Annotated in this window: 16 protein-coding genes; 6 read left to right on the forward strand and 10 right to left on the reverse strand. The window is 51.3% G+C overall.

The genetic code is table 11. The features are described 5' to 3' along the window. Positions 1–346: 346 nt before the first annotated feature. Both FT643_RS16790 and FT643_RS16795 read left to right on the forward strand, forming a co-directional pair. Positions 347–1,276 carry a 5-bromo-4-chloroindolyl phosphate hydrolysis family protein gene (locus FT643_RS16790; RefSeq protein ID WP_156872582.1) on the forward strand — a complete coding sequence of 310 codons (930 nt, stop codon included), beginning with the start codon at positions 347–349 and terminating at the stop codon, positions 1,274–1,276. Between the two features lie 14 nt (positions 1,277–1,290). Beyond that, entirely contained in the window at positions 1,291–2,424 is a 1,134-nt protein-coding gene (locus FT643_RS16795; RefSeq protein ID WP_156872583.1) for a toxic anion resistance protein, read from the forward strand. A gap of 90 nt (positions 2,425–2,514) precedes the next feature. Here the strand turns inward: FT643_RS16795 and FT643_RS16800 are convergent, their stop codons facing one another. Together FT643_RS16800 and FT643_RS16805 are read right to left on the reverse strand one after the other, a co-directional pair. After that, entirely contained in the window at positions 2,515–3,309 is a 795-nt protein-coding gene (locus tag FT643_RS16800; RefSeq protein ID WP_156872584.1) for an SDR family oxidoreductase, read from the reverse strand. Positions 3,310–3,343: 34 nt separating this feature from the next. Continuing rightward, on the reverse strand, positions 3,344–4,441 hold the full coding sequence (locus FT643_RS16805; RefSeq protein WP_156872585.1) for an NADH:flavin oxidoreductase: 1,098 nt from the start codon (positions 4,439–4,441) through the stop codon (positions 3,344–3,346). 143 nt (positions 4,442–4,584) lie between these two features. Here FT643_RS16805 and FT643_RS16810 point away from each other — a divergent pair, with 143 nt between their 5' ends. From FT643_RS16810 to FT643_RS16820, 3 genes are all read left to right on the forward strand, one after another. Next, positions 4,585–5,496: a LysR family transcriptional regulator gene (locus FT643_RS16810; protein ID WP_156872586.1), complete on the forward strand. Its 912-nt coding sequence runs from the start codon at positions 4,585–4,587 to the stop codon at positions 5,494–5,496. A 199-nt stretch (positions 5,497–5,695) separates the two neighbouring features. Beyond that, positions 5,696–6,697: a sulfotransferase family protein gene (locus FT643_RS16815; RefSeq protein ID WP_156872587.1), complete on the forward strand. Its 1,002-nt coding sequence runs from the start codon at positions 5,696–5,698 to the stop codon at positions 6,695–6,697. Between the two features lie 58 nt (positions 6,698–6,755). After that, a complete protein-coding gene (locus tag FT643_RS16820) occupies positions 6,756–7,724 on the forward strand; it encodes a lysylphosphatidylglycerol synthase transmembrane domain-containing protein (RefSeq protein WP_198043631.1) in 969 nt (322 codons plus the stop codon). Between the two features lie 39 nt (positions 7,725–7,763). Here FT643_RS16820 and FT643_RS16825 read toward each other — a convergent pair whose 3' ends face one another. The 4 genes from FT643_RS16825 to FT643_RS16840 form a co-directional block, all read right to left on the reverse strand. Then, positions 7,764–8,729 carry a lysylphosphatidylglycerol synthase transmembrane domain-containing protein gene (locus tag FT643_RS16825; RefSeq protein ID WP_156872589.1) on the reverse strand — a complete coding sequence of 322 codons (966 nt, stop codon included), beginning with the start codon at positions 8,727–8,729 and terminating at the stop codon, positions 7,764–7,766. 208 nt (positions 8,730–8,937) lie between these two features. Beyond that, positions 8,938–9,318 (reverse strand): hypothetical protein, encoded by a 381-nt coding sequence (locus FT643_RS16830; RefSeq protein ID WP_156872590.1) that lies wholly within the window; start codon positions 9,316–9,318, stop codon positions 8,938–8,940. Between the two features lie 244 nt (positions 9,319–9,562). After that, positions 9,563–10,036 (reverse strand): hypothetical protein, encoded by a 474-nt coding sequence (locus FT643_RS16835; protein WP_156872591.1) that lies wholly within the window; start codon positions 10,034–10,036, stop codon positions 9,563–9,565. 100 nt (positions 10,037–10,136) lie between these two features. Next, on the reverse strand, positions 10,137–12,107 hold the full coding sequence (locus FT643_RS16840; protein ID WP_156872592.1) for a PhoX family protein: 1,971 nt from the start codon (positions 12,105–12,107) through the stop codon (positions 10,137–10,139). 125 nt (positions 12,108–12,232) lie between these two features. Here FT643_RS16840 and FT643_RS16845 point away from each other — a divergent pair, with 125 nt between their 5' ends. Continuing rightward, positions 12,233–13,084: an LEA/WHy family protein gene (locus tag FT643_RS16845; RefSeq protein ID WP_156872593.1), complete on the forward strand. Its 852-nt coding sequence runs from the start codon at positions 12,233–12,235 to the stop codon at positions 13,082–13,084. A gap of 14 nt (positions 13,085–13,098) precedes the next feature. On the opposite strand, the gene FT643_RS16850 is transcribed toward FT643_RS16845, so the two are convergent. From FT643_RS16850 to FT643_RS16865, 4 genes are all read right to left on the reverse strand, one after another. Continuing rightward, entirely contained in the window at positions 13,099–14,259 is a 1,161-nt protein-coding gene (locus FT643_RS16850) for an AAA family ATPase (RefSeq protein WP_156872594.1), read from the reverse strand. Positions 14,260–14,284: 25 nt separating this feature from the next. Continuing rightward, positions 14,285–14,869, reverse strand: a complete 585-nt coding sequence (locus FT643_RS16855; RefSeq protein WP_156872595.1) for a nitroreductase family protein — start codon at positions 14,867–14,869, stop codon at positions 14,285–14,287. Positions 14,870–15,058: 189 nt separating this feature from the next. After that, on the reverse strand, positions 15,059–16,369 hold the full coding sequence (locus tag FT643_RS16860) for a hypothetical protein (protein ID WP_156872596.1): 1,311 nt from the start codon (positions 16,367–16,369) through the stop codon (positions 15,059–15,061). Next, positions 16,363–16,749: a hypothetical protein gene (locus FT643_RS16865; RefSeq protein WP_156872597.1), complete on the reverse strand. Its 387-nt coding sequence runs from the start codon at positions 16,747–16,749 to the stop codon at positions 16,363–16,365. The genes FT643_RS16860 and FT643_RS16865 overlap by 7 nt, the downstream gene beginning before the upstream one ends. Between the last annotated feature and the right edge of the window lie 167 nt (positions 16,750–16,916).

The raw sequence follows: 16,916 nt of genomic DNA on the forward strand, positions 1-16,916 counted from the left end.
AAGGTAGGAGCGATCATTCCTGATCTGAGGTCGCACACACATGTGCTGTTGTTTTTATTATTAATAGCCTACTGCATATAAGCAAGCGGAATATTAAAGCCAGTCGCGAATAAAATCCAGCCATAATAACGCAGAGTGTTAACTCATCGATAAATCTCCGGCGTGGACGAACGAAGGCAGACCTTGTACTCTCAATCCACTTATTCACGGCGACTTTACGACTTTAATCAATGGAGTCCGCCATCTTTCTCTAACAAGGACCTTCTGTGGCAGGACGAATCATTCGCGGGCTCGCGTTTCTAATGTTGATGATTATTATCCTGGCGGTCATCTTCGGGGGCGCTTCATGATGCAGCGCTTGCGCAGTGTGCACAGCCAATCATCGAATAAAGCTCAACCAAAACGAAGGCGCCGCAGTTCGCCGCCTCCACCCTTATTTCAATCTGTGTCCAAGGTTCAACATTTTGTCCGTACCCGTTTACTGCTGCGGGCTCGCACTCTGTTTCTGCTGCCGGTACCGCTGTTGTTCATGGGCCTGTATTCCAGCTTCACCGGCAATGCGATCGAAATGGTAGGGCGCTTTGGCGGTTTGGCCCTATTTATGCTGGCAGCCTGGTTATTAGTTAACGGTCAGAAAGCGCAGCATGCCTACGAAGCCAGAGAAATCGCCAAACCTCCGGCCTTTCCCCGCAAGATCAGCGCCTCGATCGTTACCGGATTGGCGGTGGCCGTCACCGGCCTGTTTGGTTTTACGCCAATCATGAACGAACCGGCCAGTGCTGCCATCTATGCGGTGATGGCAGCACTGCTACACGGCATCAGCTTTGGTTTGGATCCGATGCGGGCCAAGGGGCTGGAAGGTTACTCAAGCTATGATGCGCAACGGTTACTGGAAGCTCTGGAGCGCGGTGAAAAGCTGATGGATGAAACTCTGACCGCATCAAACACCTTCAACAACCGGGCCGTGCAACAACACGTACACCGTCTGGTTGAGGAAGCCCGCGCCGTGTTCCGTGCCATAGAAAAAGACCCCAGAGATCTGCAGCGCTCAAGAAAATTTATGGCGGTTTATCTGCAGGGCACTCGAGACGCAACGATCAAACTTGCCAAGCTCAGCGATAAAGATCAATCCACCACCGCCTATCATGACTATGAACAATTACTCGGCGATTTGGAAGACCGGTTTATTCGCCAAAGAGAAGCGCTACTCGTTAATGACCGTACCGAACTCGATGTAGAAGTCGAGGTGTTACGGGAACGTATTAAACAGGAATAGCAGGACTGTAAACAATGGAACCATCAAAAGCCAAACCTCAGGCACTGGCGCAACAAGAAGAAATTGCCCAGATCGCCTCATTACAACTGGATGATATCAAGCAGCTACCGGCGGAAGAGGCAGAGCGCCTGATACAGGAGAAGCTCGCCGAGCTGGACATCAGTAACGCGCAATCCATTATCCATTTCGGCGCTTCCGCGCAAGCAGAGCTGCAAGCCATCAGCCAGGAAATGCTGGGCGGCGTCCGCAACAAGGATGTGGGACAGGCAGGGGATACACTGCGCGAGATGGTGTTATCACTGAAGGGGTTTTCGGTGGACGAGCTGGATCCTAACCGCGAACCCAGCTGGTGGGAAAAATTGGTGCGTAAAACCAAGCCTGTGGCGGCATTTGTCGCGAAATACGATCAGGTTCGTCAACAAATTGATCGCATCACCGACGATTTGCTTCAGCATGAAACGCGGCTGCTCAAAGATATAAAAGGCCTGGATAAACTCTATGAGAAAACCCTGGATTTCTATCGGGAACTAGGACTTTATATAAGCGCGGGGGAAGAAAAGCTGACGTCGATGGACAACGAAATCATTCCCGAACTGGCAAACCGTCAGCACCAGGGCGACGGGCTGCTACAAGCGCAACGACTAAGAGACCTGCGCGCGTTACGTGACGACCTGGAACGCCGTGTCCACGATCTGAAGTTAACCCGACAGGTAACCATGCAATCCCTGCCCTCAATCCGCCTGGTGCAGGAGAACGATAAATCCCTGGTCACGCGCATTAATTCTGCACTGGTCAATACCGTGCCACTTTGGGAAACTCAGCTGGCGCAGGCTGTGACCATTCAACGCTCCAGAGAGGCCGCGGGGTCGATCAAGGCGGTTAATGATCTGACCAATGAATTGCTAAACAAAAATGCTGAAAATCTACGTCAGGCCAATCGCGAAGTGCGGGAACAAAATGAGCGCGGCGTTTTCGATCTGGACGCTATCCGGTCAGCCAATGATAATTTGATTCTGAGTATTCAGGAATCCCTGCAAATCGCTGACGAAGGCAAACGCAAGCGGGCCAGTGCGGAGCAGGAACTGAAAGGAATGGAAAGCCAGTTAAGGAGCGCCTTAATCGCCGCCAAGTCACAACACAGGGGGTAATACCTGTCGGTGGAGACATAAAAAAGGCTCCCGAAACGGAGCCTTTTTTATTGGCGATTGAGTTGGGTTCTCCCGCCCCAGTGCAACAGCCTACATCGCGGTGTAACCACCATCCACCGGCAGAGCCACCCCGACTACGAACGAGGCATCATCAGAGCTTAAAAACACCACGGCCTTCGCTACTTCTTCCGCCTCCCCGACACGACCAATAGGATGCATTTGTGCAATATACTGCTCCCGCTTCGGTTCCCGCTCGATTGCCCGGGACATCATAGCTGTACGAATCACGCCGGGACACACCGCATTGATTCGGATACCTTTGCGCGCATACTCCACCGCTGCCGCTTTGGTTAAACCCAACACCGCATGTTTAGTGGACCCATACACCGGCTGTCGGGGCGCACCGATTAGACCGCCGATGGACGACGTGTTGACGATACTGCCACCGCCCTGTTTCAGCATTTGTTCGATCTCGTATTTCATGCAAAGCCAAACGCCTTTCACGTTAACGTCCATCAGGTCATCGAATGTATCCTCACTGATTTTCGCTAACGGTGCCTGTTCGATTTCAATACCGGCATTATTAAATGCGATATCAAGTGAACCATAGCGTGCGACCACCTGCTCCACCATCGTCTCAACCTGCTCACTGCGAGTCAGGTCGGCAGTAATGCTGATCGCATCGCCGCCTGATGCAGTGATTTCTTCGGCCACTGCCTGCGCCGCCGCTGCGTTGATATCAACCACGGCAACCCTGGCTCCTGCGGCTGCATACGCCAATGCAGTTACCCGACCAATGCCGCCACCGCCACCGGTCACCAGCGCCACTTTGTCCGTCAATTTTCCAGTCCCGCTATTTGCGTTGCTGATTTTTATTTCACTCATTATTCAGATAGCTCCGGATCACGCCACAGGTGGGCTAGTTGAGATTTTCTTTATCTTCCTGGCTGAACGGTTTCAACTGATCCAGTTCACCCTTTCTGACTTTGTTCACCCAATCCGGGTTGGATAACAAGGCACGACCAATTGCAATCAGGTCGAATTCGTTTTTGTCCATTCTTTCAATCAGGTTATCGATGTTGGCAACACCAGCACCCGCGCCCTGGAATGAGGAAATAAATTCCTGATCCAGCCCCACACTGCCAACACTGATGGTGGGTTTACCGGTGATTTCCTTGGTCCAGCCCGCCAGATTCAAATCCGAGCTATCGAATTCGGGCTCCCAAAAGCGACGCTGACTGCAATGGAAAATATCGACCCCAGCCTGGCTTAACGGCTCAAGAAAAGCAGCTAGCTCTTCCGGGGTGTTCGTCAGCTTTGCGGTGTAATCCTGCAGTTTCCATTGTGACCAGCGCAAGACCAGGGGGAAATCCTCACCACAGCGTTCACGGATGGATTTTATAATCTCCACTGCAAACTCCGTGCGGGCAACGATACTGCCCCCGTATTTATCGTCGCGCAGATTAGTGCCACCCCAAAAGAATTGGTCCACCAGATAGCCGTGAGCACCGTGTACCTCTACGCCATCGAAGCCCAACTCTTTTGCATCGAACGCGGCCTGGGCATAAGCTTGAACCAGGGTTTCAATTTCGGCAGTCGACAGCGCTTCAAAAACTTTTTTGCCGGGTGCAACCAGGCCCGAAGGCGAGACCGAAGGCGCGTCTGGATTTGGCCCGGTACCGGGCCGGCGGGTAGAACCGATATGCCAGATCTGAGGCATCATTTTGCCGCCGGCTGCGTGCACCGTTTCGATCACGTTTTTCCATCCTGCCAGCGCGTGCTCACCAAAGAATGAAGGGTATTCGGTGTTATCCGTTGCTGCCGGATGGTTAATCAGGGTGCCTTCGGAGACGATCAGGCCGACGCCCCCCTCCACTCGCTTGCGATAATATTCTGCAACATTTTGGCCGGGAATGCCGGCGGGCGAGAATCCTCTGGTCATCGGCGCCATCACGGTCCGGTTCGGCAGGCTCAGATTACCCAGTTGAAAAGGCTCGAACAATACATCGTAACTCATGCAGAAATACCTCTAAAAAAACTCAGTTAGGGCCAAGCGAACATGCGGTAAGCCCGGGTGAAGATCAGGAGTGCTAGTATACTTTTTCCGATTCATATGATAATCAGCTAATATATCGAAATACTTTTGCTGGAATTGCAATAATGGACAAGATCAGGGCGATGCAATACTTCTGCTTTATCAGCGAAACCGGCAGTTTCAGTGCTGCTGCCAGAAAGGCTCAGGTTCCGGTTTCGTCGCTATCGCGCAGCATTCAGGCACTGGAATCGGAGCTGGGCGCGGAGTTGCTGAAACGCAGCACCCGCCACGTTGCCATGACCGAGATCGGTAAAATCTACCTGGATCAGTGCAAAGAGATTTTGGCAGCAATCGAACTGGCTGACGGGCAGGTCGGCAGCTATCAAAGCTCTCCCTCCGGCATCCTCAGAATCAGCGCTCTTCCCCACTATACCGAGTTTCGCCTGCTACCGGTGTTAGAGGCCCTGCAAGCCCGTTATCCCGATATAGTGCTTGATCTGGAATTATCCGGGCAAGTCAGTGACCTGAACCGGGATGGCGTGGACATTGCTATTCGGGGCGGCAGTGCGCCAGATGGCCGGGTGATAGCCCTGAAGCTTGAGGATAACACCCATCGTTTATGCGCGACCAAAGCCTATTTGGAGCAGTATGGCACGCCCACCAATGCTGCAGACCTGCAACAACACAAAGCATTATTTTATCGTGCTCCGGCTCAGGTGTTGCACTGGCATCTGCAATGCGGCGATGAATGGCTGCCGGTTGATATCAACCCGGCGCTGATCAGTAACAGTGTTCGTGTTCTTCAACGGGCTTTATTGGCTGATAAAGGTTTGGCAATGTTGCCCGCCTGGTGCATCGAACAGGAGCTGGCCGATGGCGAACTGGAGTGGGTGCCAATTAAAGAAACACTGTCCATCGTACCCGCCTATCCGGCTGCTGGTATCTATATGCTGTATCAACGGCCTCAATACGTCATTCCAAAAATCAAAGTGGCCGTGGATTTTCTGCGATCCCAACTGACCTGCGACGATTTCTAGCCTTACGCCGGGCTCCGCCGGATTTGGTTTTTTTCTAACCCTATGCTATTTTTTTAGATGTGCATCACAAATTATAAAAATAAATAAACCTATTCAGATTTGTTCTTTCTAGACCTGCATTTGTATATAACCGGGGTTATTTGGATCGACCTCGGGTTGGCTCTCTCAATGCAAGTCGGCTTTATAAGGAAATAACAATATGACTCAAACCTTAATCCCGTTTTTCATTATCGGAGCTCCCCGTTCCGGCACCTCACTGCTCAGCCGGATGCTGAATCACCACGACGATATCGCCGTTCCGTTTGAAACCGACATTATTAAAAATTTCCACGGTATTCTCAGCGCCTACGAGCCACTCTCAAATACCTGCAATCAACGTAGATTAGTGGAAGATATCCTGGACCTTCCCACCATGCAGGACGTGACACCTGCCATCAATATTGACAACGTGATGGCAGAAATACATGGCACACATTTCCAGGACGTCTTTGAAGGTATTTTGAATTCCTGGACACATTTGCAGGGCAAACATTTGTGGGGTGAAAAATCCGTAACCAACGTTTTGTTTTCTGACACCCTGTTGGATCTGTTTCCAAGAGCAAAATATATCCATATTATTCGTGACGGGCGCGACGTATCCATGTCATTGCAACGAGCGCCATTCGGACCCAAAACCACATTCACCGCCGCTTTGCGTTGGCGTCAGCTGGTTGAACTGAGTTTCAGTATTCGCGACCGGGTGCCTGATGATCAGTATCTGGCGCTACGGTATGAAGATTTACTCGACCAGCCAAAACAGCAACTGCAACGGGTGTGTGATTTTCTTGGGGAACCCTACCGGAAATCCATGCTGCGGTTCTCCGAAAATAATACGCCTTACCCCAGCGATCCGGTGAACGATGCCAACCTTCAAAAAGCCTTAATGCCCAACAATAAATACAAGTGGAAGCGGCTATTGCTCAAACCCGAGGTGGAATTAATTGAATCGGCTGTCGGTCCGACTTTGAAAAAATGCGGGTATTCATTAAGTACCAAACAACGCCCCCTTTCCGATCCGGAAATTTTCTATCGAAAGTTTGTTGAGCCACTGCCTGCAAAAACCATCGCCATGCTACGCAATAAACAGGGACATGAAAAAGCGCTGGCAAAACTCAAGCTGCTCTTGAAATGGCAGTGGGCAAGATTGACCCACAGCTCGTGACCTTTAGCGGGGGAAACCGTACAATTTGGAACGTTGTTCCCCCCGCTAAGGATTGCTTTTGAAGAAGTACCTGTTCCCGCTGAAAATCCTGGTCGCGCTGGCTATTTTGGCGCTCATCGTCTGCACGCTTGACTGGCAGCAATCGTTGAATCACCTGAAAAATATTTCATGGTTATGGCTGCTGATCGGGGTGTTACTGCACGTATCCGCAATCATGCTATCGGCCTTTCGCTGGCAGCAATTAGTGCAGGTCCTATCCCATCGCCTCAATTATCGGGAGGCCCTGAAATTTTACTGGATCGGCTCACTTTTCAGTACCGTACTGCCATCCAATATCGGGGGCGATGTGGTGCGTCTGACCATGGCACGCCGAGTGGGGTCGGTCACTGCTATCCTCACCAGTGTTTTAATGGAACGGGTGACCGGCTTATTACTGTTGCTCGTTATCGGTTTGATCGCCTTGATCCTCTCCCCTCAAATAGAACAAGTATTGCCGATGCGAACCGCGATCATCGGGTCTCTCGTCATTGGACTCCTATTTATCCCCTATTTCTTGTCGCGATCTTCAGGTTGGCTATCCCGCTTGGCCGCACTGCCCTTCACTCAACAGGGTATTGCCCGGAAAGTGGCGTCTAAGCTAGAACAAATTGGTGACAGTGTAAGGGTCTATCGTCAACAACCGGCCGCTATCCGGCTTACTTTTGCTTTGTCTCTTATTTTCTACTGCCTGCTATTCGCCTATCAAGGCGCGATGGTCTATGCGGTGGGGGGTGAACTGACGCTGGGAGGGCTGATGTTCGCAGCGCCGCTTGTCATTCTGATCTCGTCACTGCCCATATCCATAAACGGGCTGGGTATCAGTGAAGGCGCATTCGTTGTGTTGTATGCCCTGACCGGCGTCAACCCGGAAATAGCCCTGGCTGCGGCAGTGCTGCGCCGCTTAACCATCACCTTTGTGGCATTGCTAGGGGTTATACCCTGGCTCCAGGAACGAAAGCAGGGTGCGACCCAGGCCACACACAGTTAAAGGACTCCCGAAGCCGGAGACTGGAGCAAGCGGGATCGGTCAGTGCTTAAGTGAGGCCGCCCGCTTTGACGGCAACGTCATAATGGCTTCCAGCATGCCGCCGGTCACTGCCGACAACAGCGGACCGGTATACATCACCAGTGACCAGGCCGTTGCCTCGACCGCGCTGACCCCGTATGGCGCCAGCAGAAAGATCATGCTGGCCTCGCGAACGCCGATATTAGCAAAGGAGATAGGCAGTAAAGCCAGCAGAAAAATGACACTGAACACCCAGCATAATGTGGCGGGAGGAACACTCACATCCACTGCCGCTGCGTAGGCCAGCATCGACGCCACCGCCACGCCGTGCTGAAACAGGGCCAAGGTCAGCAATCCGGTTAGCTTCGCCCAGCTAAGCTGAGAAAGCGACTCAAATCGCTTTGCCACATGAGTGAGTTTTCTGGCAAAGCGATCCAACCGCCGATTAATCACATTTGCCAACACATGGCCTGACCACCCACTCAACGAAACGCCCCAACGTACGATAAAGGGCGCAACCAGGCACAGCAAAACGCCATAAAGAATGACCCAGGCCGCGCCATCAAATAATTCATAGGTGCGGGCAATCACCCCCAGGATCAGAATGCTCATCACCGCGATGCCTTTGTTGACCAGAATATTGATCAACGACCGGGCCGAACTGGCGCCGTATTGCCGGTACTTAACAAACGTGATCGCACCGCCCGCCAACGCACCCGGCAAGAACAGGCTGTAAAACGAGCTGGTAAATACGATGAGTAAAAAATTGGGGAAGGTCAGTGTTAACTTTTGCAGAATTGCCAACCAGTACATTCTGAGCGCCGTCAGCAAACGCAATAAAATCTGCAGAAAAATCGCAAACGCCAGCCACAGCCAATCACTATCGCGAACCCGGTCCACCATTTCATTCACTGGTGTGACCAACCACACAACAAATACCGCACAGGCACACACCAGTATTTTAAGAACCAGCCAACGTGAAGGCATTTAATCTACAGCATCCTAATATTTGTTATGCGGGAGTCCCAAACTGAGACTTATATTAGATCAAAAAAAGAACAGAGCGAATACTTTATTGTTATTCCTGAAGGAGACGGGCCGGTAGAGATTTTATAATCATGTTGTTCAAATCCGGCCATGAGAGCCTGTGCGCAAATCACCCGCGCCCATCAGAGCACTCAAGGCCGGCAATTGCTTATTTTTTCAGGTCTTCTTCAGTGCAAACGTCCAGTGCCTTAACTGATCCATCGTCCAGCAGGTAGTAAAGCTGGTGCTCACGATACAGCGCGTTTACCGTATACATTTCCCGTGCTTTGCCCGGAACCGCTCCGGCTTTGAAGTAATAGGAATTGTCACCCTCGACAACTTCAAGGCATTTGAACAACCATTGTATTTTTACTTTTTCGTCCGCTTTTACGTGCCAGGTCGGCTTTTTCTTACTGTCTCCGACTATGGTAATGTCCGTTCCGCTTTTGTTATCAATTAAACCGGAATAATGAATTGTGCAGGCTTGGGTGAAAGCCACAAGCAGAAGGAGGGCTAACAATCTGCTGGTATTTCTAAATAGTGTTTGCATGATAAATCTCACCTGGTCCATGTTAGGCGATACATTAAATTAATGTATGCATTTGCTTTTTGTATTATCTGCCGGAACTCACTTTGGCAGTGGATCTTCCGGCTAGTACTCCAGCGCTAGTTATCCGGCTCTAATCAGGGAGCTAGCGTCGCCTGATGGTCTCATATAACTGAATAGCGAACAATACTCAGGCCTGCCCCCCCGACGTGTTATAACGAAGTTATAACAAACGAATGTTACGAATCTAAACCCGTGACACAACATAGTCCGATCGATCGGACTGCAACTGCTTCAATACCCATTGCGCTGCAGATTCACGGAAATAACGGCTCACTTCCACGGCATCACCGTCATCACACTGCCTTAAAATGGCCCACTGAGGCGGTGCCAGATCGTTTTTAATCCAGGGCAATTGTTGCGCAGTCAGCCCCAGCGCTATCAACAGATCCTGCAAGCAACTCATGGGCTGCGGTTGGTTGCCTTCCATATCGATCGATAGCGGCGGACTTTTGCTGTCTCTGCTGACAAACCCCTGTACAAAATATTTAGAGTGCCGGATCTGGATAAATGCACAATAACAAACACCCAACCCGTCTTCTGCAAACTCTTCCAGTTCAATACCGGTGCGCTGGCTGAATTCGTTAACCGATAACGGCAAAGAACACAGTGCTTCGCGACCGGTGAACTTACCCCACTTATTAATATCAATCACTTTCATTTTTTGTTATCCAAGAATGTTAGTCACCAAAACATGCTCAGGGTTTTTATAGTTTAATTCTGCCTCGATGTCCAAGTCTCAATCCATTCCGGCGACATGATTAGGCACCGATCACGCCACCGTCCAATTTGGTAATCAGCACCGTAGTGGAGCGCGGGCGCGATTTTCCGTCACTGGCGGGATAGTGCAAACCGGGGTGCTGTACGTTAATCCACATGGCTCGAAAATCCGGAGTGAACGTAATGCCGGTTATCTCACATCCGCGAGGCCCGACCAAAAAACGACGCACTTCACGACTGAAAGGGTCTGCACACAGCAATTGATTACAGCCCATATTCTGGTTCTGCTGCGCATCATCATCGTAATCCGTTTCAATCCACAGACGCCCGTCACCATCAAACATCAGGCCATCCGGTGAGGAAAAAATATCGCCGATAATATTACCTTTTAAATTATCCGCGACGATGTCTCCCGCTTGTGATTCTGCTGTGTCTGCTTCTCCGGCCAGCAAGAACACTGTCCACTCAAAGTCGGTGGCCGCTGGATCAGCCTGCTCTTCATTCCAGCGTAGAATTTGCCCGTGCAAATTATGCGGGCGGGGATTGGCTTTATTCAACGGCTGCTTGTCTCCCCGTTCATCATTATTGGTCAGCGTGACATACACTTCACGGGTATGGGGATGCACAGCAATCCACTCGGGACGATCCATCGCCGTGGCGCCCGCCCGGTCGGCGGCAGCCCTTGTGTTGAGTAAGATACTGGCCTGATCCGCAAAGCCGTTGTCCGGAGTCAATCCGTTTTCCCCGAGCCGGAGTGCCAACCATCGACCACGGCCGTCATCCCGGAACTGCGCGGCATAAAGGGTACCCTCGCTCAGTAATCGTCGGTTCAATTGCCGCGAACCCTCTTTATAAACGCCGTCTGGCACAAACTTGTAAATGTACTCCCCCTTGGTGTCGTCGCCGGAGTACACGGCCATACGACCGTCGTCGCCCACTGACACCACCGCACATTCCCGGCACAGCCGGCCCAACGCGGTATGTTTGACCGGAGTACTATCCGGGTCAAAGGGATCAACTTCCACGACCCAGCCAAAACGATTGGGTTCGTGCACGTAGCCTAAGTGAGGCTGATTGGCATCGGGCGTTGCATTGAACCGTGGATCGACACTTTCCCAAGCATAATATTTACTGCGTTTTCCCTGCGCCACGCCATAACGTTTATGGGAGATTCGGGTTTCGTAATCTCCCTCGTCGTTGTTACAAAAATAATGATGCCAGTTTTCTTCACACACCAGATAAGTTCCCCAGGGCGTCACGCCCATGGAACAATTGTTCAACGTGCCCAACACAACACGACCGGAAGGATCGGCCCGGGTTTTCATTTGCACGTTGCCTGCAAGCAGTCCGCTAATCTGCATCGGCGTCATGGCGTGAATGCGGCGGTTATAGGGCGAATCCGGCACCCGTCGCCACTGCCCGTGCTGATCTTTTTTAATTTCAATAATACTTAAGCCATGGGCAGCTTGTTCTTTTTTCACCTGCGCTGGCACCCGCTTCCGGTCTTGCCATTTAAAGCCATCGGGGTGAAGCGTCGGATTAATATATTCGTGATTAATCACCAACAACCCGTGTGCGCTGGGTTGATCGTGGAAGGGAAAGTAATGCATTCCGTCGTGGTTGTCGCCCGCCTGCATTAACTGATCCCGCCAATCATCACTGGCATCCGCTTGCCATTCTGGCGCACCGGCGAGAACGGCGTCACCCCAGGAGAAAAACGGCTCGGCCTGATAACCGTCCGCCACGATCACCTGATCGAAATCAGGCGCTGTTTGCACATCAATGGCAGCAAACCCGAGTAACGGCCCACGTCGTATTGAACCAGAGCAACCACCCAATGGGGTATTCAGAATAGCACCGCTTAACCCCATCAGGCCGTACGCTAGTCCGCCCTTTAAAAAATCGCGACGACCGCTATCGATCACCTGATTTAAGTCCGGGTTGACTGCCGGGTTAATGGTGATATCGTCCACCGCATCCATGGCCTGATGAAAGGTTTGTGAATAACTCATAAGCTCATCTCTCCCCTTTTTTGTCGGATAGCACCATAGGTCCGGAGGTACTTTAATTCGAACGTCAAAATGGTTAATCTCAAGCCAACATTATCGCCAGATAGCCTTTACAGGAGTAGGCTCGTTTGCGTCATATTACTCTCATTTGCCTGTATTTTTTCTGCCTGACCAACCTCACCGCCTGCAACAATCTGCGCAGCGATATACTGCAATTCTATGTTGAAGACCCTGTGCTGAATGTAAAGCAGATCGCGCTCTCCCGCATTAATAGCAGCAAGGTGCATTTGGCATTGGTTATGGAGGTGCACAACCCCAACGCGCATACGATATCCCTGAGCGGATTCGACTATTTCGTAAAATTCAACCAGCGCCAAGTATTCGATGGGCAGAATCTTGAGCAGTCCCGGTTACCCCCGGGCGGCAATCAGCTGATGCGGCTGCCGATCATTCTGCAATTCAGTGAAGCCCGACGACTATTGCGGGAACTGGATAGAGACGGCCAGCTTCAATTCGAAGTAAAGGCAGACATTGCAGTCGACAATGTCGCAGCGCACGCCATTCACATTTCCACTACCAAAAAAGGAGCATTGGTATTACCCCATTTGCCGCATCCATCGCTGGCGGATATTGAAGTCACCGAGTGGGGCCTTGATACGGCGAAATTGAGCATTGTATTGAAAATCAGTAACCCCAATGAATTTCCGATTCATATAAGTGAAATTGGATACCGCCTGGATCTCGCCGGACAAAGCTGGTTGAACGGGCACCTAAAAAAACCGATAACGCTGGTGCCAAATCAAAATACCCTCGCCAATATTGATACCGAATTTCACCTGGATAAATTAGGAGAAGGATTACTGGGTCTGATTCGTAACCGCGATCTGAATGCGTTTGAACTGGATGCCAGTCTAACGTTAGACAACGCATTCCCGTCACTGCAAAATCTGATATTACCGATACAATACCAGGCCCGCTAATTCACAGGGCAGAACTACTCCGGCCAGCGCCAGGGTGGCTGATCCAACCTGGTTTGTCCGGTGATCCGTGTTTCCCCCAGCGCTTTATTCAATTGCACCGCATTGCAATCTGCATATTCATTGAGAGCGGAAACCAACCGGTTCGCGTGCGATACCACCCACACCTGGGTCTGAGCGGAAGCTTTAATAATTAAACGCGCCAAGGCCGGAAGCAAATCAGGATGAAGGCTGGTTTCCGGCTCATTCAATACCAGTAAAGAGGGCGGTCGCGGCGTCAAAAGTGCGGCCACCAACAATAAATATCGCAGCGTACCATCCGATAACTCCGACTGGCTCAGCGGGCGCAGTAATCCGGGTTGATAGAACCGCAAGCTGAAACGGGTGCCGGCATCCACCTCCACTTCCACCCGCGATCCAGGAAACGCATCATCAATGGCCAACCTCAACGCCTCGCTGTCTCCAATCTCATAGATTGTTTGCAACGCGGCAACCAACTCCCGGCCATCATGATCGAGCACCGGCGTGCGCGTGCCGACCTGGGGCACGCGGATACTGGATTCACTGTCGGTTCTGAAATGATCGTAAAAACGCCAGCCACGAATGGCTTGGCGAATCGAAAAAATTTCCGGTGTGGCGACCGGGTCTGCGATTTCATTGAGAATACTCTCAAAGCTGCTTATATGCCGGGCGTACACTTCCCAAGAGCGACCCGAACGCACCTTAACCAACGGTCCATTACGATCCACCAAACAACCGGCAGGCCGGTAATAAGGGCCTGCCCAAATACACTCCCGTTTAATTTCCGGATCCAGAGCAAATTTGGAACTGGAGGGCGTCGGCAGGCCCAGCGCAATGCAATAACCAAAATCTTCGCCGGAAAAGCCCAGTTTTAGCCGCACCACATTTTTTCTGGGGCCACCCTGGACCGCGACCCTGCCCGCTTTCATGTCCCGTGAGATGCTTTCCGGTCCGGCCCAGAAAGCAGAGTCCAGGCCGCCCTCTTTTGCCAGTGCATTGATCATACTGCCGGAGGCCGATTCGGCTAATAATCTCAGCGCCTTATATAAATTGGATTTGCCACTGCCATTGGCCCCGGTTACCACGTTCAATTGTGACAGGGGCGTAACCACATCCCGTAACGAGCGATAGTTAGCGATGGCGAACGTCTCAATCATACTGAAGCAACCTCAAGTTAAATGATTAGCTCGGATTCCATATCTGCGCCAAGGGCTGCCTGTCGCTGGGTGTTTCTTTCTCCTGAAGATTGTCAGGCAGGGTATTGCTATCACCTATTTTACCGATCGCAAACCCCATCAGAACCTGCTCAACCTTAGTATCAAGCCCCAGGTATTGGGCAACTTCCTGGTGTTTGATACCAGCCATACCATGGGTATACAACCCTTCAAAGCGCGCCTGGAATGTCATCGACATCCAAGCCGCACCGCAATCCAACTGAAACGAACTGTTCTCTTTCTGATTATGGCTAAAATACTTTTTACCCACCAAAAACCCCAACACACTGGCCTCACCTGCCCAACGTTGATTGCCCTCCAACAGCAACCCCAGAAAGTCGTCAAAATTTTCGCTGGTGGAGGTATAAAAACGCCAGGGCTGTTCGTTGTAGCATGAAGGCGCCCAACGGGCTGCTTCCATTATCCGGGTCAGCATAGGCAGTTCGATTGAGTACGATTGAAACGCGCGTGGGGACCAGCGCTCAACGAATAGAGAATTTAGTCCGTCTATGGCGTCTCGGTTTTCAAAATTTACCGGTGTGCTCTGGCTCATGCTAATGACCTGTGGTTGACAGTGACTGTGGTGTGAATTGCCATTAAAAACATTATCTGCATAGGGTAACGTGCGTTCGGTCACCGCTTCAATGCGCAAAAAATGAATTTTTTCACGGACAGGATCCCATGTGGAGCCAACCCTTTCATCATCCACCCCAATTACCACACCCCGCCTTACTGCACCCGATTAATACACGACCAGGCATCTCATTGAGCGTGTATCCGGTAACGGCCCTTCGAAACAAAGGCGATTGCCGGCAGCATGCCAATTCGGTGGATGCGGGCCCTCATAATAGGGATTAGGCAGTTGAGACAGTCTATCCCTCAAACCCTGACCGGAGTGTACTGCATTCCGACGAGCTTCAACCGCTGCATTTAATAGCGTGATTTTCACATCCAGGTCGAACATGACCCCAATATAAGATAAAAATTCAGGCACGCTCATCGTCAGTAAACGCGAACCCAATGGGTTTCTGAAGCGGGAGACCAGCCACTCCGGAACGTCTTTATGTTCCATTTTTTGCGCAAATTCACTCGCGCTCAATAGAGAGTACTGAATGGCTTGTTCATAGAGGGGGAAGATCGTATTCAGACTCATATTGGGTTTAAAAACGGCGCGCACACTCCAGCCGGGCGCATAGCCTTCCGACATACCCTCAACTGCCCAGATATCCGGATTGCGATCCAGCCCCGCGACCATATCGGCTGTCATCGCAAACTCCCTTGCTATCCTCTGCTCAAAGGCTTTCTCTTCCTTGCTCAATTGATCAATGCGAAGATCGGCGTCCGATGTATCCTGCGCTGCAAGCCCATAATAAATATCCAGCAAATCCGATATCTGAAAAATAAACACCATCATGCCAATCAGGTTATCCTGGTTCGCGAGCTGGATTCGAAGCCCGACGAGGTGACCGGATAGCAGATCAAGTGCCGGTTTTAACTGACCCTCCGCGGACAGTGCCAGCGCTTTCAACAGCATCAAACGATTGGCTTTCACCAAGTAGCTAAATTCAGGAATTGGCTCTTGCAGGGAGGAAATTGTCTGCGTTGAGTAATCCGATAATTGCATAAACTCAGCATACCGTTCCATTAGTAAGTGATGTTCACTGAGCAACCCGTGTATTTGCGCAGTCGCGTTTTCGGATTCAAGTTTGAGTAAGGACGTTATACAGCCGTCTTCGCGCCGATTACAAAACAATGCCCCGTCCGGTAAGGGTAATGTCCGTTCCAAAATCGGCCCGGCCCCCGGTTGCCTGCGGTTGTTCCGATATGACCGCTGCCAGTTGCGAATCGCATTTAACTGCGCCTGACCCGCCGCACGCGGATCCTCGCCCGGTGCTGCCCCCATACCCAACAAATACACATACGCGTCACTGCCTTCACGAACCGAAACCTTATCCAGCAATGCCTGGGCACCGGGCACAAGCTCGTCATCCAGCTGCAGCAGTAATACACCCAGCACAATCAACAGCAACAAGCTGCACATTAGTTTCAACACGTGGCCACGCCCTGCCGTTTACCCTCATGAAAGAAGCGCAGCAATATATAGGGAACAAGCAACATGACAGACAGCCATAGGATGAAGCCGATGCCGGCTTTATTCGCGTATAGCCAGCTCATCATGTCACACTGCAGGGAGCTGGTTCTCTGGCACAGTTCAGACAGGCCGGGGCCGAACAGAAAATACAACGGCGTCGCTAGCACAGCGCCTCCCAGCGCCACCACCCCATGGGTTATGCAGCAAGACATAAAAGCAAATTTCAGCACCTGATTCACTTGCTTCCATTGTCCAACAATGCCACCCCAAAGCATCGGCACCCAGGCCATCAGCAATCCGGGCAAGGCCATCATAAACACACTGACAACATCCAATGTCACATTCAATCCTCCGACTTTAGCGGTGGCAAGGTTACCACAATTCTCCGATTAATCCCGCCGACCAGGAACTCTTGAGTCTGGCTCCACTCTATCTATTAATAACCCCGAGAAAGGGATACCCTGCGTATTAATATTTCAACAAAGCCACCTAATCCACTTGGCGTTTT

Origin of the sequence: Ketobacter sp. MCCC 1A13808 (assembly GCF_009746715.1) — a bacterium.
Lineage (GTDB): Bacteria > Pseudomonadota > Gammaproteobacteria > Pseudomonadales > Ketobacteraceae > Ketobacter.